This window comes from Roseomonas sp. KE2513 (assembly GCF_016107305.1).
Taxonomy (GTDB): domain Bacteria; phylum Pseudomonadota; class Alphaproteobacteria; order Acetobacterales; family Acetobacteraceae; genus Roseomonas.
The window spans coordinates 109145-133763 of the sequence record NZ_RCVR01000009.1 but is presented as its reverse complement, the minus strand read 5'-3'; the positions used below and the strand labels follow the sequence as shown (position 1 = coordinate 133763).

20 protein-coding genes are annotated in these 24619 nt (G+C 71.6%); 13 read left to right on the top strand and 7 right to left on the bottom strand.

Annotated features, from left to right (window positions below; genetic code table 11):
* Positions 1 to 43: 43 nt before the first annotated feature.
* The 9 genes from D9599_RS11575 (at position 44) to D9599_RS11535 (ending at position 11301) form a co-directional block, all read left to right on the top strand.
* Positions 44 to 763 carry an isochorismatase family protein gene (locus D9599_RS11575; protein WP_198381389.1) on the top strand — a complete coding sequence of 240 codons (720 nt, stop codon included), beginning with the start codon at positions 44 to 46 and terminating at the stop codon, positions 761 to 763.
* Positions 764 to 854: 91 nt separating this feature from the next.
* Positions 855 to 3515 carry an EAL domain-containing protein gene (locus D9599_RS31320; RefSeq protein WP_198381388.1) on the top strand — a complete coding sequence of 887 codons (2661 nt, stop codon included), beginning with the start codon at positions 855 to 857 and terminating at the stop codon, positions 3513 to 3515.
* Positions 3516 to 3574: 59 nt separating this feature from the next.
* The gene (locus D9599_RS11565; protein ID WP_198381387.1) at positions 3575 to 4780 is read left to right on the top strand and encodes an MFS transporter; all 1206 of its coding nucleotides are present in this window, start codon (positions 3575 to 3577) and stop codon (positions 4778 to 4780) included.
* Positions 4781 to 5166: 386 nt separating this feature from the next.
* Entirely contained in the window at positions 5167 to 7002 is a 1836-nt protein-coding gene (typA, locus tag D9599_RS11560) for a translational GTPase TypA (protein ID WP_198381386.1), read from the top strand.
* A gap of 194 nt (positions 7003 to 7196) precedes the next feature.
* Positions 7197 to 7763: a TetR/AcrR family transcriptional regulator gene (locus D9599_RS11555; RefSeq protein ID WP_198381385.1), complete on the top strand. Its 567-nt coding sequence runs from the start codon at positions 7197 to 7199 to the stop codon at positions 7761 to 7763.
* Positions 7760 to 8785 (top strand): HlyD family efflux transporter periplasmic adaptor subunit, encoded by a 1026-nt coding sequence (locus D9599_RS11550; RefSeq protein ID WP_198381384.1) that lies wholly within the window; start codon positions 7760 to 7762, stop codon positions 8783 to 8785. Before D9599_RS11555 ends, D9599_RS11550 begins: the two co-directional genes overlap by 4 nt.
* Complete coding sequence (gene devC / locus D9599_RS11545) at positions 8782 to 10017, top strand: ABC transporter permease DevC (RefSeq protein WP_198381383.1); 1236 nt, start codon at positions 8782 to 8784, stop codon at positions 10015 to 10017. Before D9599_RS11550 ends, devC begins: the two co-directional genes overlap by 4 nt.
* Positions 10017 to 10730 (top strand): ATP-binding cassette domain-containing protein, encoded by a 714-nt coding sequence (locus D9599_RS11540; protein WP_198381382.1) that lies wholly within the window; start codon positions 10017 to 10019, stop codon positions 10728 to 10730. Before devC ends, D9599_RS11540 begins: the two co-directional genes overlap by 1 nt.
* A gap of 367 nt (positions 10731 to 11097) precedes the next feature.
* Positions 11098 to 11301 carry a hypothetical protein gene (locus tag D9599_RS11535; RefSeq protein WP_198381381.1) on the top strand — a complete coding sequence of 68 codons (204 nt, stop codon included), beginning with the start codon at positions 11098 to 11100 and terminating at the stop codon, positions 11299 to 11301.
* A gap of 189 nt (positions 11302 to 11490) precedes the next feature.
* Here D9599_RS11535 and D9599_RS11530 read toward each other — a convergent pair whose 3' ends face one another.
* Positions 11491 to 12810, bottom strand: coding sequence for a UbiH/UbiF/VisC/COQ6 family ubiquinone biosynthesis hydroxylase (locus D9599_RS11530; RefSeq protein WP_198381380.1), 1320 nt, complete (start codon positions 12808 to 12810; stop codon positions 11491 to 11493).
* A gap of 144 nt (positions 12811 to 12954) precedes the next feature.
* Between D9599_RS11530 and D9599_RS11525 the strand changes: the two genes are divergently transcribed.
* The 3 genes from D9599_RS11525 (at position 12955) to D9599_RS11515 (ending at position 16404) form a co-directional block, all read left to right on the top strand.
* Positions 12955 to 13293: a P-II family nitrogen regulator gene (locus D9599_RS11525; RefSeq protein WP_198381379.1), complete on the top strand. Its 339-nt coding sequence runs from the start codon at positions 12955 to 12957 to the stop codon at positions 13291 to 13293.
* 53 nt (positions 13294 to 13346) lie between these two features.
* Positions 13347 to 14714, top strand: a complete 1368-nt coding sequence (locus tag D9599_RS11520; RefSeq protein WP_198381378.1) for an ammonium transporter — start codon at positions 13347 to 13349, stop codon at positions 14712 to 14714.
* Positions 14715 to 14832: 118 nt separating this feature from the next.
* Positions 14833 to 16404, top strand: coding sequence for an ABC transporter substrate-binding protein (locus tag D9599_RS11515; RefSeq protein WP_198381377.1), 1572 nt, complete (start codon positions 14833 to 14835; stop codon positions 16402 to 16404).
* Positions 16405 to 16670: 266 nt separating this feature from the next.
* Here the strand turns inward: D9599_RS11515 and D9599_RS11510 are convergent, their stop codons facing one another.
* The 6 genes from D9599_RS11510 to D9599_RS11485 form a co-directional block, all read right to left on the bottom strand.
* On the bottom strand, positions 16671 to 18332 hold the full coding sequence (locus D9599_RS11510; protein WP_198381376.1) for a porin: 1662 nt from the start codon (positions 18330 to 18332) through the stop codon (positions 16671 to 16673).
* A 186-nt stretch (positions 18333 to 18518) separates the two neighbouring features.
* Positions 18519 to 19004, bottom strand: coding sequence for a MarR family winged helix-turn-helix transcriptional regulator (locus D9599_RS11505; protein ID WP_198381375.1), 486 nt, complete (start codon positions 19002 to 19004; stop codon positions 18519 to 18521).
* A gap of 5 nt (positions 19005 to 19009) precedes the next feature.
* The gene (locus D9599_RS11500) at positions 19010 to 20014 is read right to left on the bottom strand and encodes a tripartite tricarboxylate transporter substrate binding protein (RefSeq protein WP_198381374.1); all 1005 of its coding nucleotides are present in this window, start codon (positions 20012 to 20014) and stop codon (positions 19010 to 19012) included.
* Between the two features lie 107 nt (positions 20015 to 20121).
* Complete coding sequence (locus D9599_RS11495; RefSeq protein WP_198381373.1) at positions 20122 to 21789, bottom strand: FAD-dependent oxidoreductase; 1668 nt, start codon at positions 21787 to 21789, stop codon at positions 20122 to 20124.
* Between the two features lie 50 nt (positions 21790 to 21839).
* Positions 21840 to 22229 carry an MAPEG family protein gene (locus tag D9599_RS11490; RefSeq protein ID WP_198381372.1) on the bottom strand — a complete coding sequence of 130 codons (390 nt, stop codon included), beginning with the start codon at positions 22227 to 22229 and terminating at the stop codon, positions 21840 to 21842.
* Between the two features lie 340 nt (positions 22230 to 22569).
* Positions 22570 to 23070 carry a septal ring lytic transglycosylase RlpA family protein gene (locus tag D9599_RS11485; RefSeq protein ID WP_232480390.1) on the bottom strand — a complete coding sequence of 167 codons (501 nt, stop codon included), beginning with the start codon at positions 23068 to 23070 and terminating at the stop codon, positions 22570 to 22572.
* Positions 23071 to 23489: 419 nt separating this feature from the next.
* On the opposite strand from D9599_RS11485, the gene D9599_RS11480 reads away from it, so the two are divergent.
* Positions 23490 to 24563 carry a lytic transglycosylase domain-containing protein gene (locus D9599_RS11480; protein WP_198381371.1) on the top strand — a complete coding sequence of 358 codons (1074 nt, stop codon included), beginning with the start codon at positions 23490 to 23492 and terminating at the stop codon, positions 24561 to 24563.
* Positions 24564 to 24619: the final 56 nt, after the last annotated feature.

Below are 24619 nucleotides of genomic sequence, written 5' to 3'. Positions count from 1 at the left end.
TGGCCGCCTGGACGGCGGTCATCCCGCGGCGCAGCATGGCCGCATGTCGATCGACCGCATCCCCCAGGAACTCCCCCGCGTCCCCGGCGACCGCCTGCTGCCCGCCGAGCCCGAGGCCTTCCCGATCCTGCCCGCCCGCACCGCGCTGATCGTGGTGGACATGCAGAACGCCTATGCCTCGGCGGAGGGCTATCTCGACAAGGCAGGCTTCGACCTCTCTGGCACCCGCTCAGTCATCGGCAACGTGGTGCAGGTGGTGGCGGCGGCGCGGATGCTCGGCGTCCAGATCGTCTGGTTCCAGAACGGCTGGGACGCCGAGGGGGTCGAGGCCGGCGGTCCCGGCTCTCCCAACCACTGGAAGTCCAACGCCCTGCGCCTCATGCGCGAGCGGCCGGAGCTTGAGGGCACGCTGCTGGCCAAGGGCACCTGGGACTACGCGCTGGTGCCGGAGATGCAGCGCGCGCCCGGCGACATCCTCGTCCAAAAGCCCCGCTACGGCGGCTTCAGCGGCACGGCGCTTGAGATGATGCTGCGCGCCCGCGGCATCCGGGACATCCTGTTCTGCGGAGTCGCGACGAATGTCTGCGTCGAGAGCACGCTGCGCGAGGCCTTCCACCGCGAGTTCTGGCCCGTGCTGGTGGAGGATGCCTGCTGGCAGGGCGGCCCGCGATTCGTGCACGACGCGACGGTGTTCAACGTGCGCACCTTCTTCGGCTGGGTGACGACCACGGCCGCGCTGACGGCGCTCGCCGCCGCGGACTGACGCCCCGAGGTTCCCCCCCGCTTAGGCTTTCGTTCACTTCTTCGTCCTTACCCTGGGGCGAGCCGGACCCTTGCCGGACGGAGAAGCGCGCGTGTCCTACCCCCCGCCAGCCGTGGTCTCGCCGCGGGCGACGCCACTCGCTGCCGCTCGGTCGGTGCTCTTCCGTAGCTGGACCAGCTTCCGCTTCGAGATCGCGCTCATCCTGACGATCCTGGTGGTCGTCTGGGGCGCGGTCGGCGCGCACCTGGTCGTGGAGCGGCGCGAGATCGAGGAGAATGTCCGGTCCGCGGCCCTCAACATCGCGGGCGCGGCCGAGCAGGGCGTCGCCCGCACCATCGAGGCGATCGACCAGCGCTTGCGCTTCGCGCGCGATGCCTACCGGCGCGACCCGCAGGGCTTCTCCCTCGACTTCGTCGCCACTGACAATGGCTACAACGACGGCATGATGGCGCAGCTCGCGCTGATCGACGCGAGAGGACGGCTGCGCCAGACAAATCTCGGCCCGACGAACGGCACGCTCGACCTCTCGGACCGCGCGCATTTCCGCGTCCACCTCGAGGAGCCGGCCGACACGCTCTTCATCAGCCGGCCGGTGCTGGGCCGGGTCTCGAACCGCTGGACCGTGCAGTTCACGCGCAAGGTCTTCGCGCCGGACGGCAGCTTCGCGGGCGTGGTGGTCTGCTCGTTCGATCCTTACTGGATGACGCAGTTCCACGAGCTGCTCGACTTCAGCGGCAACATGATCCTGCTTGGGCAGGACGGCATCGTGCGCGCGGCCGCGCCCGACGGCACGATGCTCGGTCACGACCTGTCTGAAACCCCGCTCGGCCGGGCCGCCGCGGCGACGGACCACGGCAGCCTCCGCATCACCCCAACCGACGGGAGCCAGGGGCAGGCCGTCAGCTTCCGGCGGCTGCGCAACTACCCGGTCACGGTGGCGGTCGGGATGGACATGGCGCCCCTCATGGCGAACTTCGACGCCCTGTTCAGCCTCACCGTCGCGCTCGGCTCGGGCATCACCCTGCTGGTGCTGGTCGTTGGCTTTCTCCTGATCCGGCACAAGCACCGCGTCCTCGCCTCGCACGAGGTGCTGCGCCACGCGATCGAGAACCTCGACCAGGGCCTGCTGATGGTGGACCGGCACGGCCGCATCTCCCTCCGCAACACCCGCTACGTCACGCTGCTGGGGCTGCCGCAGGGGATGGCCGAGACCGGGGAGGACCACGCGCCGGTGGCCGAGTGGCAGGCGGCGCGGGGAGAGCTGTGCCCGCTCGGTGCGGAGCCGTGTGGCCAGGCCGGGCCGGCCGGGCCCGAGAGGGAGGCGGGCCTGCGTTTCGGCGAGCTGCTGCGGCCGGACGGCACGGTGATCGAGATCCGGACGAGGATGCTCGCCGATGGCGGGCTGGTCAGCACCTATACCGACATCACCGACCGCCTGCGCGCGCAGGAGAGAATCCAGCACCTCGCCCATCACGACGGCCTGACGGACCTGGCGAACCGCATCCTGCTCAAGGAGCGCCTGATGCAGGCCATGGCCCTGGCCGAGCGCGGCGGCGGGCGCCTGGCCGTGCTCTGCCTCGACCTGAACCGCTTCAAGCCGGTGAACGACACCCTCGGCCATGCCGCCGGGGACGAGGTGCTGCGGCAGACGGCCGAGCGCCTGCGGGGCCTTTCCCGTACCTCGGACATCGTGGCGCGGGTGGGGGGCGACGAGTTCGTCTTCGTGCAGACCGCCGTCTCCCGCGCGGCCGATGCGGCGGCGCTGGCGGAGCGGATCGTCGTCAGGATCGCCCGGCCTTTCGACGTGAGCGGCTATGCCGTGAACATCGATACGAGCATCGGTATCGCGATCTTCCCGGACGACGGCCGGACCGTGGAGGCGCTGCTGAAGAACGCCGACACCGCCCTTTACCGGGCCAAGGCGGCGGGCCGGGGCGTCACCCGCTTCTTCGAGGCGGAAATGGAGGTGCGCCTGCGCGAGCGAGGCCTGCTGGAGCACGACCTGCGCCATGCTCTCGGCAACGGCGAGTTCGCCGTCAGCTTCCAGCCCGTCTACGCCTGCCACACCCGCGAGGTCGTCTCCTACGAGGTCCTGCTGCGCTGGGAGCACCCGGTGCGAGGCCAGGTCTCGCCGGCCGATTTCATCCCGGTGGCGGAGGAATGCGGGCTGATGCTCGTGCTCGGCCGCTGGGTCCTGGAACAGGCCTGCAAGGCCGCGGCCGCCTGGATGCAGCCCTATGTCGTCGCGGTGAACCTCTCCCCGGTCCAGTTCCAGCATGGCGACCTGCCGAGCGAGGTGGCCGGGATCCTGGCGCGGACCGGCCTGCCCGCCGGCCGGCTGGAGCTGGAGATCACCGAGGGTCTGCTGATCGAGGATGCGGAGGGCGCGCTGGCGGCGATGCGCGCGCTGAAGGCGCTCGGCGTCCGGCTCGCCCTCGACGATTTCGGCACCGGCTATTCGAGCCTTGTCTATCTCCGCCGCTTCCCCTTCGACCGGCTCAAGATCGCCCGATCCTTCATCCAGGCGACCGAGCTGGACGGCAGCGCGCGCCCGATCGTGAATGCGATCATCGCCCTCGGGCGGAGCCTGAACCTTCGCGTGACCGCCGAGGGTGTGGAGACCGAGCAGCAACTCGCCCTTCTTCGGGAGCTCGACTGCGACGAGGTCCAGGGCTTCCTCCTTGGCCGGCCTATCCCGGAGGAGAGGCTTCGCGAGAGCCTGGCGGGGGAGCCGCGTCGCCAGAGGGCCTGAGCCGCCCGTGGCAGTGGCCGGGCTGGCGCGCCGGGCGCGTCCGTTCCAACCTCTGCGCGATGCCCCGTCCGCCCGCCGACGAGTCCGCGCGAACCCGCCGGCTGATCACCCTTTACGGCCTGACCGCCTTCTGCACCTCGCTCTCCGCCCGCAGCCTGGACCCGATCCTGCCGGAGATCGCCCGCGACCTGGCCGTCGCGACCGACAGCGTGGCCCTCATCGCCACCGCCTTCGCCATGCCTTACGCCCTCATCCAGCCCTTCCTGGGGCCTGTTGGGGACGCTTTGGGCAAGCGGCGGATCATCGCCCTGGCCACCCTGCTCACCGGCCTCTCGCTGGTGGCCTGCGCGCTGGCGCCCTCCCTCGGCCTTCTTTTCGTCTTCCGGGCGCTCGCGGGCGCGGCGGCGGGGGGGATCTACCCGCTGGTCATCGCCACCTTCGGTGACCGCGTGCCGATGGACCAGCGCCAGGTGGCGCTCAGCCGTCTCCTCGCCTTCTCCACCACGGGGCAGATCGCGGGCGGGGTGATCTCGGGCCTGGTGCACGAGGTGGTGGACTGGCGGGGCATTCTCGGAGGGGGCGCGGTGGCGGTGCTCGGCATGGGCCTCGTCCTCCTGCGCGATATCCGGGCCGAGCCCGACCCGTCGCCCGGCCGGCTGGACGCCACCGCGGCGGCGCGCCGCTATTCCGGCATCCTTGCCCTGCCCATGGCCCGCCGGGTCTATGCGGCCGCGACGGCGGAGGGGCTGCTTGTTTTCGGCCTCTTCCCCTATCTCGCGGCCATGCTCGCGGACTGGGGCGTCGGCGGTCCCCTTCAGGCGGGCATCGCCATCGGCGCCTTCGGGGCGGCGGGGGTGGCCAACACGCTTCTCGCCGGGCCCATGCTGTCGCGCCTCGGCCTGTCGGGGATGCAGCGGGCGGCGGGGGCGCTGGTCGCCCTCGGCTTCTCGGCCATCGCCTGGGCCGGGCTGAAGGCCGGCGGCGGGGTGGGGGTGCTGCCCGTGGCGGCCGGGATGTTCGCGGTCGGGCTCGGCTACTTCACCATGCATAGCTCCCTCCAGACGCGGGTGACAGAGATCGCCCCGCAGGCGCGGGGCTCCGCGGTGGCGCTCTTCGCCTTCTTCTTCTTTGTCGGTCAGTCGCTCGCGCCGCTGCTCTTCGGCCTGCTGATCGCCTGGCTGGGGTCGGTTCCGGCGCTCATGGTCGTGGCGGCGGGGATGGTCTCGCTGGGGCTCGCCCTCGCCCGGGTGCTGCGGCCGCGCTAGGCCCGGCGGGAGCCACTCGCCGGCCGCCCGGAGGGGCGTGGTGGTGGGAAACGGCCCTCCCAGGGAGAGGGGGGCCCGCAGCCCGTCGGCACCGCATGAGCGGGGCGCATGCGCGGGGCGGGCGGCGAGCATCGCGGAATCTCTCGCAATCCGGCCCCTGGCACGCTATCTGTGCGCCGCAACAAGCCGAACCGCCGAAGAAAGGCCCCGCCGCCCGATGCGCGCGGGGCCTTCCATATGGATGGAACTTCGAGCGAGGGCCGCGCCCCCTTTCAGGGGCGCGAAACGGGCGCGATCGGTTTCCCGGGCCACCGGGCCAAACGGCATCGCGCGCACCGGGGGAGGGCTGGAACGCCCCGCCCCGGCAGGACGAAGGACAACGCGCGATGACGCAAAGCATCCGCAACGTGGCGATCATCGCCCACGTCGACCATGGCAAGACCACGCTGGTGGACAACCTGCTGAAGCAGGCCGGCGCCTTCCGCGCCAACCAACAGGTGGCCGAGCGCGCCATGGACCGCAACGACCTCGAGCGCGAGCGCGGCATCACGATCCTCGCCAAGTCCACCGCGGTGGAGTGGAAGGGCGTGAAGATCAACATCGTGGACACGCCGGGCCACGCCGACTTCGGCGGCGAGGTGGAGCGCATCCTCTCGATGGTCGATGGCGCGATCGTCCTCTGCGACGCGGCCGAGGGCCCGCTGCCGCAGACGAAGTTCGTGCTCACCAAGGCGCTCGCCCGCGGCCTGAAGCCGATCGTGGTCATCAACAAGGTCGACCGCCAGGACGCGCGGGCCGACGAGGTGCTGAACGAGGTGTTCGACCTCTTCGCCGCCCTCGGCGCCAGCGACGAGCAGCTCGACTTCCACACCATGTTCGCCTCCGGCCGCCAGGGTTGGGCCGACCTGACGATGGATGGTCCCCGCAAGGACCTGTCGCCGATGTTCGACCTCATCCTGAGCCACGTGCCGGAGCCGACGGTGGACGTCACCGCGCCCTTCGCGATGAACGCCTCCATCCTCGAGGCCGACCCCTTCCTCGGCCGCATCCTCACGGGCCGCATCGAGCAGGGCGTCGCGAAGACCAACATGCCCGTGCGCGTGCTGCGCCAGGACGGCTCGATCGTCGAGACCGGCCGCCTGACGAAGCTGATGACCTTCTCCGGCCTGGATCGCGTGCCGGTCGATGAGGTGCAGGCGGGCGACATCTGCGCCATCGCCGGCCTGAGCGATGCGACGATCCCCGACACCATCGCCTCCCCCGAGGTGACGGAGCCGCTGCCGGCGATCCCGGTCGATCCGCCGACGCTGACCATGACCTTCCGCATCAATGACGGCCCGCTCGGCGGCCGCGAGGGCAAGAAGGTTACCTCCCGCCAGATCCGCGACCGCCTCTTCAAGGAGACGGAGGGCAACGTCGCCATCAAGGTGAAGGTCTCCGAGGAGGTGGACGCCTTCGAGGTGGCCGGCCGCGGCGAGCTTCAGCTTGGGGTGCTCATCGAGACGATGCGCCGCGAGGGCTTCGAGCTGACCATCGGCCGCCCGCGCGTGCTGACGCAGGTAAACCCGGAGACGGGCGAGAAGGAGGAGCCCTTCGAGGAGGCGCTGATCGACGTCGACGAGCAGTATTCGGGCGTCGTCGTCGAGAAGATGTCCCTCCGCAAGGGCATGATGCAGGACATGCGGCCTTCGGGCGGCGGCAAGGTGCGGCTCACCTTCCACATCCCGTCCCGCGGCCTCATCGGCTACCATGGCGAGTTCATGACGGACACGCGCGGCACCGGCATGATGAACCGGCTGTTCCTTGGCTATCAGCCCTGGGCCGGGCCGATCGAGGGGCGCGTGAAGGGCAGCCTCATCTCCAACTCGGACGGCGAGGCGGTGCAGTACTCCCTCTTCGCCCTGCAGGAGCGCGGCGCGCTCTTCGTGGACCCGGGCGTGAAGGTTTACGTGGGCATGATCCTCGGCGAGCACTCGCGCGAGAACGATCTCGACGTGAACCCGATCAAGGAGAAGAAGCTCACCAATATCCGTGCCGCCGGCAAGGACGAGGCGCTTCTCCTGGTGCCGCCGCGCCGCATGTCGCTCGAGCAGGCTATCGCCTATATCGAGGAGGACGAGCTGGTGGAGGTGACGCCGACCGCTATCCGTCTGCGCAAGCGCTACCTCGACCCGCATGAGCGCAAGAAGCACGCCCGCCGCTCGGAGAGCGAGGCAGCGTGATGGGGGCTGGGGGACCCGCTCCCCCGGGCCAGCGCTGAATAGGGCCCCGGTGGGGAAGGTGCCGCAGCCTTGGCTGGCGCCCTCCTCCGCCGGGGCTTTTTCGTTTCCGGCGGCCCTCTCCTCCCTGGGCCGAAAGAGCAGCGGCGTGCAAGAAGCCCTGTTCTTTACCGTCCGGACGGTATAGAAGCCGCGCCATGCCACTCGACCCCGTCGCCCCGCCTGGCGCGCAGACCCGCGTCCTGGACGCCGCCGAGACGATTATCCGCGCCCGCGGCGTGCCGGCCCTGACGCTGGAGGGCGCGGCGCGCGGAGCCGGCATCTCCAAGGGCGGGCTGCTCTACCATTTCGCCTCGAAGGAGGCGCTGCTGGTGGCCATGATGCAGCGCCTGGCGGACCGGATCACCGCGGATTACGAGACGGTGCTTGCTGCGCAGCCAGAGGGGCAGGGCCGCGCGCTGCGTGCCTGCCTCGCGTTCACTTTCGACGAGCCGGATATTCTGGAGGCCCATGCGCGGGCCGCGGCGGTGATGCTCGCTGCCTTCCACCACGACCCTGCCCTGCTGAACCCGATCCGCGCCTTTTTCGCCCGCGTCCGGGCGGCAGCGGTGGCGGACGGCACGCCGCCGGGCATCGCGGCCGCCATCATGATGGCGGGGGACGGGCTTTTCATGGCCCGCCTCTTCGGCCTCTACGAGGCGGGGCCTGCCGAGCTCTCGGCGCTGCGCGCGACCCTGCACGGCCTGCTGGAGCGCGGCGGATGAAGCGCCTCGCCCTTCTCGCGATCCTGCTGCTCGCCGCCGGGGCCGCTGTCTGGACGGCGCGGATCGGCCCCTTCGCGCCGCCGCCCGTGGTGGCGCCCGCCGCCGCCGAGGGGCCGGTGGGCGTGGGCGCGCTCGGCCGGGTGGAGCCCGCGGGCCGCATCCGCCGCCTGGCGGCCCCCGCGACCGGCGCGCGGCTGGACCGGCTGATGGTGGCGGAGGGCGACACGGTGAAGGCCGGGCAGGTGCTGGCCGAATTCGCCGACGCCGCCCAGCGCGACGCCTCGGTGACGGAAGCGCTGGCCCGCGTCTCGCAGGCCGCGGCTACGCTGGACCGCACCCAGGCCGGCGGCAGCCCGAGCGAGATCGCCGCGGCCGAGGCCCGGGCCGAGGCGCTCCGCGCCGCCGAGGAAACGGCGCGGCGCGATGCCGGGCGGGCGCAGTCCCTCGTCGCCTCCGGCGCCGGTGCCGCGGCCAATGCCGAGCGCAACCGCTACCTCGCCGCCCAGCGCACCGCCGAGCGCGCGGCGGCCGAGGCGGAGCTGGAAACGCTCCGCCGCCCCCGCGCCGAGGACATCGCCCGCGCCGAGGCCGACCTCTCCGCCGCCCAGGGCGCGCTGGACCGGGCGCGGGCCGATGCCGCGCTCGCCCGGCTGCGCGCGCCCTCCGATGGCACCGTGCTCCGCATCATCACCCGTGCCGGCGAGGCCGTGGGGAGCGAGGGCGTGCTGGAGATGGGTGACCTCTCGCATCTCGATGTCGTGGCGGATGTCTACGAGACCGACCTGCCCCGGCTTCGCCCCGGCGCCGAGGCCGAGGTGGTGGTACCCGGCGAGTCGAGGCGCCTGAACGCCGTGCTGCGGGAGATCGGCTGGGTGGTGCGCCGCACGACCCAGGCCGGGACCGACCCCGTGGCCGCGGTGGACGCACGCACGGTCGAGGTCCGCCTGACGCTGGACGAGGCCGCGCGCGCCGCGCTTTCACGCCGCTCCGGCATGCAGGTGCAGGTGGCGATCCGCCCATGAACGCGCTCACCGAACTGCGGCCTGCTGTCACGCCGGCCACGCGCGCGGCGCCCCGCCCGCCGGGCCTTGCCGCCTCCACCCGCCTCGCGGTGCGCCTTGCCTGGCGCCAGCTGCGTTCCGAGAAGGCGCGACTGGCCTCGGCCACGGCGGGGGTGATGTTCGCCTGCCTCCTCGTCTTCATGCAGCTCGGCTTCCGTGCCGCGCTGTTCGAGAGCGCGACGACCCTCATCGGCGCCATGAAGGCGGACCTCTTCCTCATGAGCCCGATGACCCTCGCCTCCTTCCGGCCGGAGCCGATCCCGCGCGCGCGGGTCTCCCAGGCGCTGGGGGTGGAGGGGGTGGCAGCGGCGGCGCCCGTCTATCTCGCGCAGTCGAGCTTCCGGAACCCGGCGACGGGCACCCGCCGCACCATCCAGCTCATCGGCTTCGACGTGGAGGCGGGGGTGCTGGACCTGCCGGGCCTCGCCCCCGTGCGCGAGGCGCTGAAGCAGCCCGATACCTTCGCCTTCGACGCCCGCTCGCGCCCCGAATTCGGTCCGGTGACCGCCATGCTGGCGGAACGTGGGCCCTTCCCCGTGCAGATCGGCAACCGTGACCTGCGGGTGGTCGGCACGGTGGAGCTCGGCTCTTCCTTCGGGGCGGACGGCAATGCGGTGGTGTCGGAGGTGAACTTCCGCCGGGTCGTCAGCGGGCGGAAGGCGGCGCTGGTGGATCTCGGCGCCATCCGCCTGGCGCCTGGCGCGGATCTGCTGGTCACCCAGGCCGCGCTGCGCGCCATCCTGCCGCCCGATGTCGGCGTGCTGACCCAGGCGGAGCTGCGCGCGCATGAGCGCCGCTACTGGGAGGAGGCGACGCCGATCGGGTTCATCTTCTCCTTCGGCAGCCTCATGGGCCTCGTGGTCGGGATGGTGATCGTCTACCAGGTGCTGTTCAGCGACATCGCCGGCCACCTGAAGGAGTACGCGACCCTCAAGGCCATGGGCTATTCCAACGGCCATCTCTCGCGCGTCGTGCTGGGGGCGGCCGGCATCCTCGCGCTGCTCGGCTTCGTGCCGGGCACGATCGTCTCATCCATCCTGTACGGCGTGGTGGCGGACGCGACCTTCCTGCCGCTGAACATGACGGCCGAGCGCGCGGCCTGGGTGCTGCTGATGATCTTCGGCATGTGCGCCGGTGCCGGGCTGCTCGCCACCCGCAAGCTGCGCGACGCCAACCCCGCGGACATGTTCTGATGATCGGCGACCCCGTCGAGCTGGAGGGCGTCACCTACGCCTATGGGGATGGCGCGCTGCGGCGCGAGGTGCTGCGCGACGTCTCGCTCCGCGTGGCACCCGGGGAGATCGTCATCCTCACCGGCCCCTCCGGCAGCGGCAAGACGACCCTCCTCACCCTCGTCGGCGCGTTGCGGGCCGCTCAGCAGGGATCACTGCGCGTGCTCGGGCAGGAGTTGGCGGGCGCGAAGGAGGCGGCGCGGGTCGCGCTTCGGCGCCGCATCGGCTTCATCTTCCAGAGCCACAACCTCCTCGGCTTTCTCACGGCGCGGCAGAACGTCGCCATGGCGCTGGAGCTGGACGGCGACACCGTGGAGGCGGAGCGGCTGGAGCGCGCGGGGGAGATGCTGCGCGCGGTGGGCCTGGCCGATCAGACCGGGAAGATGCCGTCCCAGCTCTCGGGCGGGCAGCGGCAGCGGGTGGCGGTGGCGCGCGCCCTCGTCAACGCCCCCGGCCTCATCCTGGCGGACGAGCCAACGGCCGCGCTGGATAAGGCGAGCGGCGGCGAGGTGGTGCGGTTGCTGCGCGACCTCGCGCGGTCCCGCGGCACCGCGATCCTGCTGGTGACGCACGACCCGCGCATCCTCGACGTGGCGGACCGGATCGTGACGATGGAAGACGGCCGGGTGGTGGCGGGCAACGCCGAGGATGAGGCGCCCACCCCCGCTGGGTGATCAACTGCCCGGCCTTGCCCGTGTAGAGGCGCTCCACCAGCCCCCATGCCGGCCGCAGGAAGGCGACCCCGAGGTGAGGGAAGCCGCAGGACCTCGGCTTGGCGACGACTGGAATTATGGGGAACAGCTTCTCCTGCATCGCCCGAGCTTCACCGGCCGCCGCTGAACGAAGCGTTCACGCCGGGCGATGAAACGCGGCTTGACCCACCCCGTTCAGACAACCCCTGGGTCAACCTTCCGCGGCTCGTCGCGCGGGCGGTATGCGCTGAACCAGCAACAATCACCGCGGCGTGTCTTGCGCATCGATGACCAATCGATACAACCCCTGGTGGGCACAGGCCGCCGTCCACTGCCTCGGAGACACTTCATGCGCGTGCCACTGCCCGGCCGGGACTACTTCCCGCCCCGCGTCCTCCTCTCCCGTGCTCGCTCCGCCCTCGGCACCCTGCGCGGCTTGGAAACGGCCGGCGTCACCGTCGAGAGGCGGGACGAAACCGCCCCGATGAACAGCCCGGCCCTGGTCGCCCCCACCGTCGCACCTCCGGCAGGGATCCGCGCCGCCCTCTCCTGAGACAGGTGGCGCCTTTCTGATCCTGCGGAACGGGAGAGGGCTCCGCCCTCTCCGGACGTTCGAGGCAGTGCTTCAGACTGGCCAAGCGCCGAGGCCCTTGGATCCCCCCATGGCTGTCGCGGATGCGGTGATTGGGCTGGGGAGAGGAAGAATTCCCTCTTCCTCTCCCTGGGAACACCAGCGCCGCACCTACCCAGCCGGCATGATCCCCCGCCCCCCGAGAAGCCCCGAGGCGGTCCCCCCCGCGAAGCCCATGGCCCGCCGGGCGAAGAAGCCTTTCAGGGCGGGGATCCGGTCCACGGCCGCTATGCCCAGGCGGCGGGCGATGCGCACCGGCGCCATGTCGTTGCCGAAGAGGCGTTCCAGCGCGTGGGTGGCGCCGAGCATGAGGATGGCGTCCGGCCGGCGCTGCGCCTGGTAGGCGGAGAGCAGCGCGGGCGCGCCGACATCCTCGCCGGCGGTCTTGGCCTCGATGATCAGTTCGGCAAGGGCGGCCACGTCGCGCAGGCCGACATTGAGGCCCTGGCCAGCGATGGGGTGGATGCCGTGGGCGGCGTCCCCCACCAGGGCCAGGCGCGTGTCGGTGAAGCGCATCGCCTGCAGGGCCGAGAGAGGATAGGACCACCGCCCGCCGACGAGGCGCACGCGGCCGAGGTGGTCGCCCATCCGCCGCATCACCTCGCGCTCGAAGGCCGGGGGCTCCATGGCCATGAAGTGGGGTGCGAGGCTGCTGCGCTCTGACCAGACGATGGCGGAGGCGTGGGGAAAACCCTCCCGCGCGGCGAGGGCGCGCTCGCTGTCGCCCTCGGGGGAGGCGTCGGCCAGCGGCAGCTGGGCGAAGGGGCCGTTCGGCAGGAAGGCCTCGAGCGCCGTGCCGCGGTGCGGCCGCTCATGGGCGATGGCGCAGACGATCCCGTCCGTCCGGTAGTCCAGCCGCGCGGCGCCGATACCGGCGGCGGCCCGCAGCGCGCTCCGCCGCCCCTCGGCGGAGACGACCAGCCGCGCGCGGACCGTCCGACCGTCCGAGAGGCGCGCCGTGGCCCCCCCGGCGCGCCGTTCCACCTCGGCGGTCATGGGCGCGGCCAGGTGCAGGCCGGGCAGGGCGGCGAGACGGGCGTTGAGGGCGACGCGGAGGGAGCGGGCCTCCACCATCCAGCCGAAGGCCTCCTCCCCCATGCTCGCGGCGTCGAAATGCAGGTGGAGGGGCGAGGCGCGCTCGCCGAGGCGGCCGTCGCTCACCCGAATGCCGGTGATGGGGCAGGGCTCGCCCGGCAGCAGGTCCCAGAGGCCGGCGGCGGCCAGCAGGTTGCGGCTGCTCGCGGCCACGGCATAGGCCCGGCCGTCAAAGGCCGGCAGTTCCATCGGCGCCAGGGCCTGGGCATCCACCACCATGACGCTGACGCCGGCGGTGGCCAGCGCCGTGGCCAGGGTGCCGCCCACGGGGCCCGCGCCGATCACCAGCACATCGACGTTGAGGTCGGCGGGGGCCTCGGGTTCACGCATCGTCATCGGGGATTCCTGCATCACGGGCCGGTGTTGTGCCTAGTATTTGGGCACGGGCAGCCCCGGCACCACCCCCGATTAACGTAACGGCGGTGGCACGCAACTCGCATCAAGGCCCCTGTTCTAGCGGAGGAAGGGGGCCGCACGACGATGAAGTTGGTGATGGCGGTTATCAAGCCATTCAAGCTGGACGAGGTGCGCGAGGCGCTCACCCCGCTCGGCGTGCAGGGGCTGACCGTGACCGAGGTGAAGGGTTTCGGGCGCCAGAAGGGGCAGACCGAGATCTACCGCGGCGCGGAGTACCAGGTTTCCTTCCTTCCGAAGCTCAAGATCGAGGTGGCCGTGCCGGACGAGCTGGCCGATGCCGTGGTGGAGGCGATCGCCAACACCGCGCGCACCGGCAAGATCGGCGACGGCAAGGTCTTCGTGCTCGACCTCGAGCGCGCGCTGCGCATCCGCACCGGCGAGACCGATGTGGGGGCCCTGTGATCACGATGCCTCAGATCACGATGCTCAAGACCATGATGCACAAGGATACGACGATGCGACCCCATTCGCGCGGCCGGATGATGGCTGCCGCGGCCCTCGGCATGACTGCGCTTCTCGCGGGAGGCGCCTTCGCGCAGGACACGCCGGCGGCCTCCGCTGCCGCCGAGGCGACGGTGAACAGCGGCGACACCGCCTGGATGCTCACCTCCACCGCCCTCGTGCTGATGATGACCATCCCGGGCCTCGCTCTCTTCTACGCGGGTATGGTCCGCAAGAAGACCGTGCTGGCGACGATGATGCAGTCCTTCGCCATCACCGCCATCGCGACGGTGGTGTGGATGGTGGCCGGCTACAGCCTCGCCTTCGGCGAGGGCGGCGCCTATGTCGGTGACCTCTCCAAGCTGCTGCTGCGCGGCGTGGCTGAGAACTGGGACAAGCCCTTCACCCTCGGCTCGGGCGACGCGGCGGTGGCCTTCACCATCCCCGAGACGGTCTTCCTGATGTTCCAGATGACCTTCGCGATCATCACTCCCGCCCTGATCACCGGCGCCTATGCGGACCGGATGAAGTTCTCGGCGATGGTGCTGTTCACCATCCTCTGGCTGCTGGTGATCTACTCGCCCATCGCGCACTGGGTCTGGCATCCGAATGGCTGGATTTTCGCCCTCGGCGCGCTCGACTTCGCGGGCGGCACGGTCGTGCACATCAACGCGGGCGTCGCGGGCCTCGTCGCCGCCATCGTGCTCGGCAAGCGCGTGGGCTACGGCCACGACAACATGGCGCCCTTCAGCCTCGCGCTCGCGGTCATCGGCGCCTCGCTGCTCTGGGTGGGCTGGTTCGGCTTCAACGCGGGCTCGGCGGGTGCCGCCGGTGGCCGCGCGGGCATGGCCATGCTGGTGACGCAGCTTGCTGCCGCCATCGCGGCGCTCGCCTGGGTGTTTGCGGAGTGGGCGGTCAAGGGCAAGCCCTCCGTCCTTGGCGCGATCTCGGGCGCCGTCGCGGGCCTTGTTGCCATCACGCCGGCCGCGGGCTTCGTGCTGCCGGTCCCGGCGCTGATCATTGGCGTGGTCGCGGGCCTCACGGGCTTCTGGGGTGCGACAGCCCTCAAGCACTGGTGCGGCTACGACGACAGCCTGGATGCCTTCGGCGTGCACGGCCTCTGCGGCATCGTCGGCGCGCTGCTGACCGGCATCTTCGCCTACGGCCCGCTCTCGGCCACGGCCGCCCTTCCGGAGGGTACTTCGGGCAGCATCGACCAGCTCATCATCCAGGCCTACGCGGTGGCCGCGGTGTTCGTGTACACGGCGGTTGCCACCTGGATCCTGCTCAAGATCGTGGATGTCATCGTCGGCCTCCGCGTCACCGAGGAGGAGGAGCGCGAGGGCCTGGACGTCGCGCTGCACGGCGAGCGCCTCGGCTGATCGCAGCGCGATCGGCGTAGGACCGGCCCCGGCGGAGCGATCCGCCGGGGCTTTTTTGTTCGCTTCCGCGGGCACGGTCCGTGCAAGGCTGTTGCGTCCCCGATGCAGGAACACCGACATGATGGCGCGCCGCCTTCCCCTTCTTCTCTCCGCCTTTCTAGGACTGGCGGCGGCGCCGGCGGGCGCGCAGACGACGCTGCGCATCGCCCTCTCCCTGCCGGTCTCCACCCTCGATCCCGTGCAGTCCACCGCGGCCACGGTGCGCAACCATGGCTTCTTCATCTACGACCAGCTCTTCGCGCTCGATAGCAAGGGCGTGGCGCGGCCGCAGATGGTGGGCAGCCACACCGTCTCCGACGACCGCATGACCTGGCGCTTCACGCTGCGCGACGGCCTTGCCTTTCATGACGGCGCGCCGGTGCGCGCGGCGGATGCGGTCGCCTCCATCCGCCGTTGGGCGCAGCGCGACGTCGTCGGCCGCGCGCTGGCCGCCGCCACCGGCGCGATGGAGGTGGTGGACGACAAAACTTTCGAGATCCGCCTCTCCAGGTCCTTCGGCCTCGTGCTGGAAGCGCTCGCCCGCCCGACCGGCAGTGCGCTGTTCGTGATGCCCGAGCGCGTGGCGAACACCCCCGCCGCCACCGCCATCACCGACACCACCGGCTCCGGCCCCTTCATCTTCCGCGGCGCCGAGTGGCGTGCGGGCGACCGTGCCGTCTACGCCCGCAACCCTGCCTATCGCCCGCGCGACGAGGCGCCGGACGGGCTGGCCGGCGGCAAGGTGGTCGGCGTGGAGCGCGTGGAATGGCTCGCCATGCCCGACCCCGCGGTTGCCGTGAATGCGCTCGCCAACGGCGAGATCGACTTCCTGGAGCAGCCGCCGCCCGACCTCATCCCGACGCTGGAGCGCAACCGCGCCGTGCGCGTGGCGCCGGTGAACCCCGTGGGCAGCATGGCCTGGCTGCGCCTGAACCACACCCAGCCGCCCTTCAACGACCCGCGCGCGCGCCAGGCGCTGCTCTACCTGGTGAACCAGAAGGACGTGCTGGAGGGCATGGGCATCCGCGCGGCCGAGCAGGTGCCCTACTGCCCCTCCTATTTCATGTGCGGCACGCCGCTGGAGACCGCCGCCGGCGCGCGCGGATTGCGCGAGCCCGACGTCGAACGCGCCCGCGCGCTGCTGCGCGAGGCCGGCTATGACGGCCGCCCCGTCGTCTTCCTCAACGCCACCGACAACGGCCTCAACAACGCCTCGACCCTCGTCATGACCGAAGCTTTCAAACGCGCCGGGCTGAACATGGACGTGCAGGCGATGGACTGGGGCACGCTGACCGCCCGCCGCAACCGGCGCGAGCCGCAGGCGCAGGGCGGCTGGAACCTCTTCGTCACCATTGCCAACGTGCTGGACGCGGAGAACCCGCTCTCCAACCTCTATCTCGCCAGCAGCTGCGACGCGGCCCCCGCCGGCTGGCCCTGCGACGAGGAGCTGGAACGCCTGCGCCTCGCCTGGGCACAGGAAGGCGACCCGGCGAAGCGCCGCACCCTGCTCGATGCCGTGCACGCCCGCGCCTACGAGGTGCTGCCCTACATCAATGCCGGGCAGTTCCGCGCCAATGCGGCGTGGCGAGGCAATCTCACGGGCATCCGGCCGACGACGGTGCCGGTGTTCTGGGGCGTGACGAAGGGATAGGGCGGTGCTGCGGAGGTTCAGATCCGTCCTGGGCGGGTCCGGAAAGGGCGCTGCCCTCTCCGGACCTCACCCGCCAAGGACCTGAGGCCCTTGGATTCCCGTCTGGCTGTCGCGGTGCCTTCCTGAACGTGCCATCGCCTCGGGTCGTGGACCCGAGGCGCACCGACCGCAGAGTAATCCCAACTTGAAGAAGAAGATGATGGGGAGGGGGCCGGGGAGAGGAAGAATTCCTTCTTCCTCTCCCCGGAGTCACCCGCGCCGTCCTCTCAGAACCGCACGATAGCGGAGGCCTGCACCCGGTCCGACCGCCCGCCGCGCACACCGTTCACGTTGCGGTTCTCCAGCGTGCGTTCCGCGTGCACGTACTCGATGCCGAGGTCCACCGGCTTCACCGGGCTCCAGATGAGATTGATGGCGCCCGCCCAGATCTCCTGGTTCACCCCGTCGCAGACCGTGCCCGAGCCGGCGCCGAGGCAGCCCGCGAAGGAGCGGACATAGTCGGGAAAGTTGAGCCGCACCCCGTGCAGGGAGAGGTTGCTGCGGAGGTTCGAGGTGAAGTGGTACTGCGCGCCGACGATGCCCGCGACCACGCCCACGGTGTCGATCTCGCGCCCCCCGCCAGCTGCGGCCGACAGGCCGAAATTCGACACCGCGCCGACACCGGCCGAGCTGGAGTCGAGATAGCGCCCCAGCCCTTCACCGTACTGGACGCTGCCGGCCAGGATGAGGCGCTTTTCGAGTAGGTTCACTGCCGCCGTCGCGCCGATGCCGAAGCCGAGGGCGGAATCGGTGTAGCGCGCGGCCGGGCTCGCGGCGCCACGGTTGTCGATCCGCACCTGGCGCAGCATGCCGCGCAGGGCGGCGAAGCCCCAGTCGCCTTCCACGATCGCCTGCGCGGTCAGGTCCGGTACCTGGTTCACGCCGAAGCCCGCCCCGCCATTCGCGTCCGGGTAGCTGGTGCCGGCGGTGGAGGTGATGTCGCTGTAGCTGTTCTCCAGCGCCGCCTTGATCGTCACGCCGCCCTCGAGGCGCCGGGAGTAGCGGACCTGCGCCTGCCGGACGTTGCTGGCGCCGGGCGCCGTCCAGTCGTTCAGCCATTGCAGCGGCAGCAGTGGCTGGTCGGCGAAGAGCGAGTTCGTCTGGCCGACGAGCACGGTGCCCCAGCCGTCCGCCCCGAACTGCCCGATCTCGGCGAAGGCCTGGCGCAGGCGCGGCGTGTAGGCGTTGTTGGTGGCCTGGGTCGTCAGGTCCGTGTTCTGGCCGGCGAAGTCGAACTCCACCTGCGTGCGAACCTCGCCGAAGCCGTCGAAGGGCGTGCGCGTCTCGATGCCCAGGCGCGAGCGCCGGGCGCTGGCCTGGAAGTCGCCGCCCGTCCGCGCCCCGGCCACGCCGCGCTCCAGCGGGATGGAAGCGCCCGTGACGACGTCGGAGCGGTTCCGCGGCCCGAAGTCGCCGGACATGTTCAGCTTGGCGAAGCCGTAGAGGCGGACGGAGGTGTCCGTTCCCGGCACGCGGAAGGAGCCGGGGAAGGAACCGCGCAGCCCGCTCAGCGGGTCCTCGCGCTGCGCCTGCACCGGAATCGCCGAGGTGACCTGCGGCGGCCCGCCCGTCTGCGTCTCGCGGGAGAGGCTGTTGCCGGGGGAGGTGTCGATCCCCGCCGCCTGCGCGGGGCCGGGACCGGAACGGCCGGGCTGCGCCGTGGCGATGCCGCGGCCGGGCGGGGCGGCACTGGGGCGCGGCGCCTCTACCGTGCGCTGCTCGGACCGGCGCTGGGCCGCCTCGAGCTGGTCTATCCGCCGCTGCAGCGCGTTCAGCTGGGCCCGCAACTCCTGCACGGACTGCGCCGCGGCGGGCAGGGCTGGCAGCATGAGCGCCGAGACGGCGCAGGCCGTCAGCAACCACCCCCTCCCGGCGGCGCGGGGCGCCATGGCAAGCCCCTCCTCCGATGCGGATGAGACTGACGCCATTGATCGTGGGCTCACGCTTCCATCCCATCGTGCGGGTGGTTTACGCCGCCGGCGGCGCCGGGGCATGCGCGGGGTGTATGCGCCGCCCGGGGCCGAGGGGCACATAACAAGGTTATGACCCGCGGCCCACGGGCGGTGAACCCTCGGTTACACCTCCGGGTGGGTGTAGTCCCAGAGCGTGTCGAGCAGCGCCTGCAGCCGCTCCTCGCCGAGCCGTTCCCCCATTTCCCGCTGGGCAGTCGCGACGGCCCCGCGGAACTCATCGAGGAAGCGCAGGCCGTTCTCGGTGAAGCGCACGATCTTGGCGCGGCGGTCCGCCGGATCCGGCTCCCGCTGCACGAGGCCGAGGGCGACGCACTGCTCGATCAGCTCGCCCATCGCCTGCTTCGTCATGCTCGCGCGATGGGCGAGCTCGGTCGCGCGCGTACCGCCGATGTCGAGGTTCCGCGTCACGCCGATATGGGCGAGCCGGACCTCACGGAAGTCCGTCTCTGCCAGCAGGGCCAGCACGAGGCTCTCGAAGCGGTGCACCGCCTCGTTCAACAGGCGGCCGACATTGTGCCGGCGCCAGTTGCCCGGCCCGCCGCGGGCCGGCAGGGTGAGGGAGGCGTCGTCGATGACGGGCTCGCCCATCCCGCCTAATCCGCCGAGATGCCGCCGCGCCTGATCACGTCCGCCCAGCGCGCGAGGTCGCGCTTCGCCAGCTCCCCCAGGGCTTCGGGCGTGCCGCCGGCGGGCTTCATGCCCTGGGCGAGCAGCGCCTCCCGCGTGCGGGGCTCGGCCAGCCAGGCGTTGAGGTCTGCGTTCACTCGCCGCACGAAATCCGCGGGCAGGCCGGTGGGGCCGAAGAGGCCGAACCAGAGGTCGGCCTGGGATCCGGGAAAGCCGCTCTCGGCCAGGGTCGGCACGTCCGGCGCCACGTCGCTGCGCCGATCGCCGCAGATCGCCAGCAGCCGGATCTGTCCGGACTGGGCGAGCGGCAGCGCCGTGTGGACCGGCAGCACCATCGCCGTCAGCCGCTTGCCGATGAGGTCCTGCAGCGAGGGCGCGGCGCCGCGATAGGGCACGTGGTTCATCGTCACGCCCGCGGTCAGGCCGAAGAGCGCCATGGCCAGGTGCTGCGGCGTGCCCACGCCCGGGGAGCCGTAATCGAGCTCCCCCGGCTTCGCGCGCGCGAGTTCCGCCAGATCCTTCGCGTTGCGCGCCGGCACGTCCGGGTTCACCACCATCACGAGGTCGCCGGTGCTGAGCTGGATGATCGGCACGAAGCTGTTGATGGGATCGTAGGGCACCTGGCGGAACAGGCTCGGGTTCATGATGAAGGTGTTCGGCTGCATCATCAGCGTGCGCCCGTCCGGCGCGGCGCGGGCGACGAACTGGGTGCCGATGTTGCCGCTGGCGCCCGCGCGGTTGTCCACCATCACCGGCTGCCCGAAGGCCTGCTGCAGCGGCGCCGAGACGAGCCGCCCGAGGATGTCCGGCCCGGTGCCCGGGGTATAGGGCACGACGACCGTGACCGGCCCGTCCGGGATGCGCGAGCCGGACCCCTGCGCCGACGTCCCGCGGGGCGCGAGTGCCGCGAGTGGCAGGAGGCCCGCCGCCCTGCCGAACTGCCTCCGCCCTAAGCCCTTGCGATCCGTCATCCTGTTCTCTCCCTGTCGCCCGGTCCGCAGCAACCGGCCGGGCTTCCTTCTTCGATCGACGATGGCGCGGCCGAGGCTAGCCCGGGGCCGCCGCCCGCGGCCACGCCCTACGCGGCGCGTCCCACCGCAAGTCCCGCGGCCTGGGCCAGCACGGTCGGCGCCTGTCCCGCGTCGTTCCCGCGCCAGGCCACGATATGGTCGGGGCGGATGAGGACGAGGTCGCGGCCGTAGAGGTCGCGCAGCGCCGCCCCGCCTCCGGGTTCCACCACCCGCAGGTCCAGCCCCGCCGCGGCCGCCGCGCGCGAGAAGCCCTCCGCCAGGGCGGGGCCGAGGTGCAGCAGCGTCCATTCCGGCCCGAAAAGATCGTAGAGCGAGCGCCCCTCGGCGAGCCAGGCATGCGGCGGGCGCCCGCCGGGGCAGGCCGTGGGCTCGTAGCGGTTCATGGAGTCGGGCGGCGGTGCGGTGCCGTCCGGGACGATGATGGGTGAGCCGTCGTAGCGCCCGCCGAAGGTGATGCCGGGAATGTTGAACTCGCGCCGCGCATGGGCGCCGAGATGCTCCCCCGCCTCCCGCCGCGCGGCCTCGCCCTCGGGCGTGTCGCTCTCGAGCGCCGGGTCCGCCGGGCGGTAGCCGAGGGAGTCCGCGAGCTCCCGCGCATAGGCGGTATTGCGCCGCGCGAGCGCCCCGCGCTCCAGCCCGTAGCTGTCGAGCAGCGCGGGCGCGGCGATGCCCTTCACGACAGAGGCGAGCTTCCAACCAAGGTTCACCGCGTCCTCGACCGCGGTGTTGTAGCCGAGGCCGCCCGCGGGCGTGAAAAGATGCGCGGCGTCGCCCGCGATCAGCACGCGCCCGCGCCCGAAGCTCTCCGCCACCAGCGCGTGCCCCGCGGTCCAGGCGGTGCGGGAGAGGATCTCGGCCGGCACGGGGCGGCCCACCGCGCGCTCGAACATCGCGCGCGCCTGGGCCTCGGTGATCGCCTCCTCGTCCTCGCCGTCGCGCAGCTGGGTGTGAAAGGCGAACTCCGCGGCCCCGTCCACCGCCGCCATGAAGGCCCGGCGGTCGCGGTTGTAGGTGACGTGCATCCAGGCGCGCGCGTGTGGCACCACCTCGTAAAAAGCAGGGCAGCGAAGATAGAGCGCGTACATCCGCCCGCCCATGAAGTCCCGCGCGATGCCCGAGGAACCGGCGTAGCGGATGCCGAGCCGTGAGCGGACAAGGCTGCGCGGCCCGTCCGCGCCGATGAGATAGCCCGCGTGCAACTCCCGCCGTGCCGAGCCGTCCACCGCCTCGATCGTGGCCGAGATGCCCGCAGCCCCTTCTTCGAACCCGGCAAGGCGCCAGCCGTAGAGCAGGACAGCCCCCGCCGCCTGGGCCTTCTCGCGCAGCACGCGCTCGACGAACTTCTGCGAGACGCGGTGCGGCAGCTCCGCCGCGCTCCAGGAGCCGGAGAGGCCGGAGACCCGCGCGCGCGCCTCCTTCGCCGAGGGCAGGCTGAAGCGCGCCAGCTCATAGCCCGCGAAGCGGGTGAAATAGGCGATGTCCGTAGGGTAGTCGTCGGGCATCCCCAAGGCGCGGATCTCGTTGGCGAAGCCCAGGCGCCGATAGTGCTCCATCGTGCGCGCCTGGGTGGCGTTGGCCTGAGGGTTGAAGGCGGTGCCGGGCTTGTCGTCCACCAGCACCGCGCCGACGCCGCGGCGAGCGAGCTCGATGGCCAGCATCAGCCCGCAGGGCCCGCCGCCCGCGATCAGGACAGGGGTGCGCTCCGGCTCCTGCACGCCTTTCCTCCCTTGTTTCAACGGACGGTAAGGCAACCTTACCAAATCCGTCAATCAGCCAGGGCGCGCCCGAGGCAGGTGAGCGAGAGAAGCACCAGCGCCAGGAAGGTGAGCGCCATGCCAGCCGCCCGCAGGCGGAAATCCACCTCGTCCATCCGCAGGGCAAGCGCGTGGAGGAGCCGTCCGGCCAGGAGGGAGGCCCCTGCCAAATGCAGCGGCCAGGAGGCACCGCCAGAGACCTCGGCAGCGAGCATCAGCACGAGGGCGAGCGGCACGTATTCCGCAAAGTTCCCGTGGGCGCGCACCGCCCGCTCCAGCGCGGCATCGCCGCCGGTGCCCAGCGATACCCGCGCCCTTCCGCGGGCCCGGATCACCCGCAGGGAGAGGGCAACGAAGCCCAGGCCGAGGACGCCGGCGTAGAGCAGCGTCACGCCCGGCATCGCGCCGCCTCCGGATGCCGGGGTGGGTGGGTTTTGAGGGTCATGCGCGGTCCTTCCCCGTGGTGGTCAGCACCGGCAGATTGGCACCGTTTCGGGGTTGGCGCTGGTGACGCTGGGGAGAGAAAGAATCCTCTCTCAGACCCCCACTCATCTTTTTCTCCAGGTCGGGAATACTGAGCGGCTGGTGCGCCTCGGGTCGTGGACCCAAGGCGACTGCACGTGAAGAAGGTTCCGCGTCAGCCAGACGGGGATCAAAGGGCCTCAGGCCCCTGGCGGGAGAGGTTCGGAGAGGGCAGCGCCCTCTCCGGCGCAGCAAGTGGGAACCCCTGCAGGGCTGCCGCTAGTTCGGCGCCTCAGCCACCTCGACGGGTTGCACCTCGACGGCCGCGACGCCTTCCTGCCGCATGCCCAGCCGCTCCGCCAAGCGTGGGCTGAGGTCGATGATGCGGCCGCGGATGAAAGGGCCGCGATCTTCCACTGTTGCCATGGCCGAGCGGCCGTTGCCGAGATGGGTCACGAGCACCTTCGTGCCGAAGGGCAGGGTGCGGTGGGCGACTGAGATGGAGCGCGGGTCGAAGCGGCGCCCGTTCGCCATCCGCCGGCCCGTGAACTCCGGCCCGTAATAGGAGGCGTCGCCGAGTTGCTGCTCGCCCGCCGGCCGCAGGCCCTGCTGCTCCAGCATGGCCACCGCCGGATCCTGCGGCGGCACCGGCTCCTCGCGCGGGGGCGGAGCGGCGGCGGTGACCGGCCCCTCCTCCATCGGCGGGGCGCAGGCGACGACGAGGGCGGAAAGGCCAAGCGCAGCGCAGGCCGGGGCCGCGCGGCGGAGAGCCGCTCTCAAGCTGCCAGTCCCGCCCAGCGGCGCCCAATGGGCGGGATGCTCTGGCGGAGCCGGGCGGCGGGGAGGGGAAGGGCCATCTGCGGCGTCTCCTTGAGGCCCGGGGTGGCGCCCCCGGAGGGGTGGCCGCGGCGGGCGAAAGAGGGGCCGAAAGCAGGAAGACTTTCAGCGAGGCTGCCCCTGCGCCGGCGGCCGGCGAAAGGGCGTTTTGTTCCGCCATCGGAAGACTTCCGCAGCGGGCTGCACTGTCCCTGGTATGGGCTTGGAGAGCCCGTGGCAACCCCGGACCCAGCGCATCGCCCCATGGCCGCGCCATCAAGACAATTGTTAATAAACGATTTTGCAATGAAAGCGGCGAGATCTGGCGCAGACTGCACCGAAGCCGTTGCGCGCGCGGCGGGCTCCTGCCAAGTCTCGCCCCCATGCTCTCCCGCCGCCTCCTCCTCGCCAGCGCCGGCCCTATCCTCGCCGGTTGCGCTTCCTCCCCCCGTACCGTGCCGGCAGCCGTGGCCGCGCCGGTCGCACCCGTGGCGGCGCCCGTGCCGACGCCGGCGCCCGTGACCACGATCGCCGCCTCGCCGGACCAGGTCGTGGCCGATGCGGCAGGCTTCGACACCTTCCTCGTCGGGCTGCGGGCCGATGCCAGGCGGGCCGGGGTCTCGCAGGCGACGGTACAGCGCGCCCTCGGCAGCGTCCGCCCTCTGGCCCGCGTGCTGGAGCTGGACCGCAAGCAGCCCGAGGGGGTGCTGAGCTGGGAACAGTACCGCGACCGCATCGTCAGCCAGACGCGGATCGAGAACGGCCGACGCGCCTATGCCGAGAACCGGGCGCTGCTCGAGAGCATCCAGGGCCGCTACGGCGTCTCGCCCCGGGTGATCGTCGCCATCTGGGGGATGGAGACGAACTACGGCACCAACACCGGCGGCTTCAACGTGGTCGAGGCGCTGGCGACCCTTGCCTGGGAGGGCCGGCGCGCGGCCTTCTTCAAGGGGGAGCTGATCTCGGCGCTGCGGATCATCGACGCCGGGCACGTCACGGCGGAGGGGATGCGCGGCTCCTGGGCCGGGGCCATGGGGCACCCGCAGTTCATGCCCACCAGCTTCGAGCGGCTGGCGGTGGATTTCGACGGCGACGGACGCAAGGATATCTGGGGCAGCCGGGCCGATGCGCTGGGCTCGATCGCCAACTATCTCGCCCGCAGCGGCTGGCAGACGGACAAGGGCTGGGCGATGGAGGCCCGTCCCCCCGCAGGCTTCGACATCGAGCGGGTGGATACCGAGAGCCGGCGCTCGATGGCCGAATGGGCGCGGATGGGCTGGCGGCGGGCCGACGGATCGCCCCTGCCGGCGACCGACACCGAGGCTTCGCTCGCCGTGCCGACGCGCAGCTCGGGGCAGGTTTTCCTCGGCCTGCCGAACCTGCGGGTGATCCGGCGCTACAACTCGCCGATGAATTACGGGCTGGCTGTCGGATTGCTGGCGGACAAGGTCGCCTGATAGAGCCGCTTCCGGCCGGCGGGCGATGATCGCCGGCCCGCACGGAAGAGAGAAAA

Bases quoted from the DNA above. Each gene is read 5' to 3' on its own strand.
- D9599_RS11575 (WP_198381389.1), top strand. From the start codon at position 44: ATGTCGATCGACCGCATCCCCCAGGAACTCCCCCGCGTCCCCGGCGAC.
- D9599_RS11565 (WP_198381387.1), top strand. From the start codon at position 3,575: ATGCCCCGTCCGCCCGCCGACGAGTCCGCGCGAACCCGCCGGCTGATC.
- typA (WP_198381386.1), top strand. From the start codon at position 5,167: ATGACGCAAAGCATCCGCAACGTGGCGATCATCGCCCACGTCGACCAT.
- D9599_RS11555 (WP_198381385.1), top strand. From the start codon at position 7,197: ATGCCACTCGACCCCGTCGCCCCGCCTGGCGCGCAGACCCGCGTCCTG.
- D9599_RS11550 (WP_198381384.1), top strand. From the start codon at position 7,760: ATGAAGCGCCTCGCCCTTCTCGCGATCCTGCTGCTCGCCGCCGGGGCC.
- devC (WP_198381383.1), top strand. From the start codon at position 8,782: ATGAACGCGCTCACCGAACTGCGGCCTGCTGTCACGCCGGCCACGCGC.
- D9599_RS11540 (WP_198381382.1), top strand. From the start codon at position 10,017: ATGATCGGCGACCCCGTCGAGCTGGAGGGCGTCACCTACGCCTATGGG.
- D9599_RS11535 (WP_198381381.1), top strand. From the start codon at position 11,098: ATGCGCGTGCCACTGCCCGGCCGGGACTACTTCCCGCCCCGCGTCCTC.
- D9599_RS11530 (WP_198381380.1), bottom strand. From the start codon at position 12,810: ATGACGATGCGTGAACCCGAGGCCCCCGCCGACCTCAACGTCGATGTG.
- D9599_RS11525 (WP_198381379.1), top strand. From the start codon at position 12,955: ATGAAGTTGGTGATGGCGGTTATCAAGCCATTCAAGCTGGACGAGGTG.
- D9599_RS11520 (WP_198381378.1), top strand. From the start codon at position 13,347: ATGCGACCCCATTCGCGCGGCCGGATGATGGCTGCCGCGGCCCTCGGC.
- D9599_RS11515 (WP_198381377.1), top strand. From the start codon at position 14,833: ATGATGGCGCGCCGCCTTCCCCTTCTTCTCTCCGCCTTTCTAGGACTG.
- D9599_RS11510 (WP_198381376.1), bottom strand. From the start codon at position 18,332: ATGGCGCCCCGCGCCGCCGGGAGGGGGTGGTTGCTGACGGCCTGCGCC.
- D9599_RS11505 (WP_198381375.1), bottom strand. From the start codon at position 19,004: ATGGGCGAGCCCGTCATCGACGACGCCTCCCTCACCCTGCCGGCCCGC.
- D9599_RS11500 (WP_198381374.1), bottom strand. From the start codon at position 20,014: ATGACGGATCGCAAGGGCTTAGGGCGGAGGCAGTTCGGCAGGGCGGCG.
- D9599_RS11490 (WP_198381372.1), bottom strand. From the start codon at position 22,229: ATGCCGGGCGTGACGCTGCTCTACGCCGGCGTCCTCGGCCTGGGCTTC.
- D9599_RS11480 (WP_198381371.1), top strand. From the start codon at position 23,490: ATGCTCTCCCGCCGCCTCCTCCTCGCCAGCGCCGGCCCTATCCTCGCC.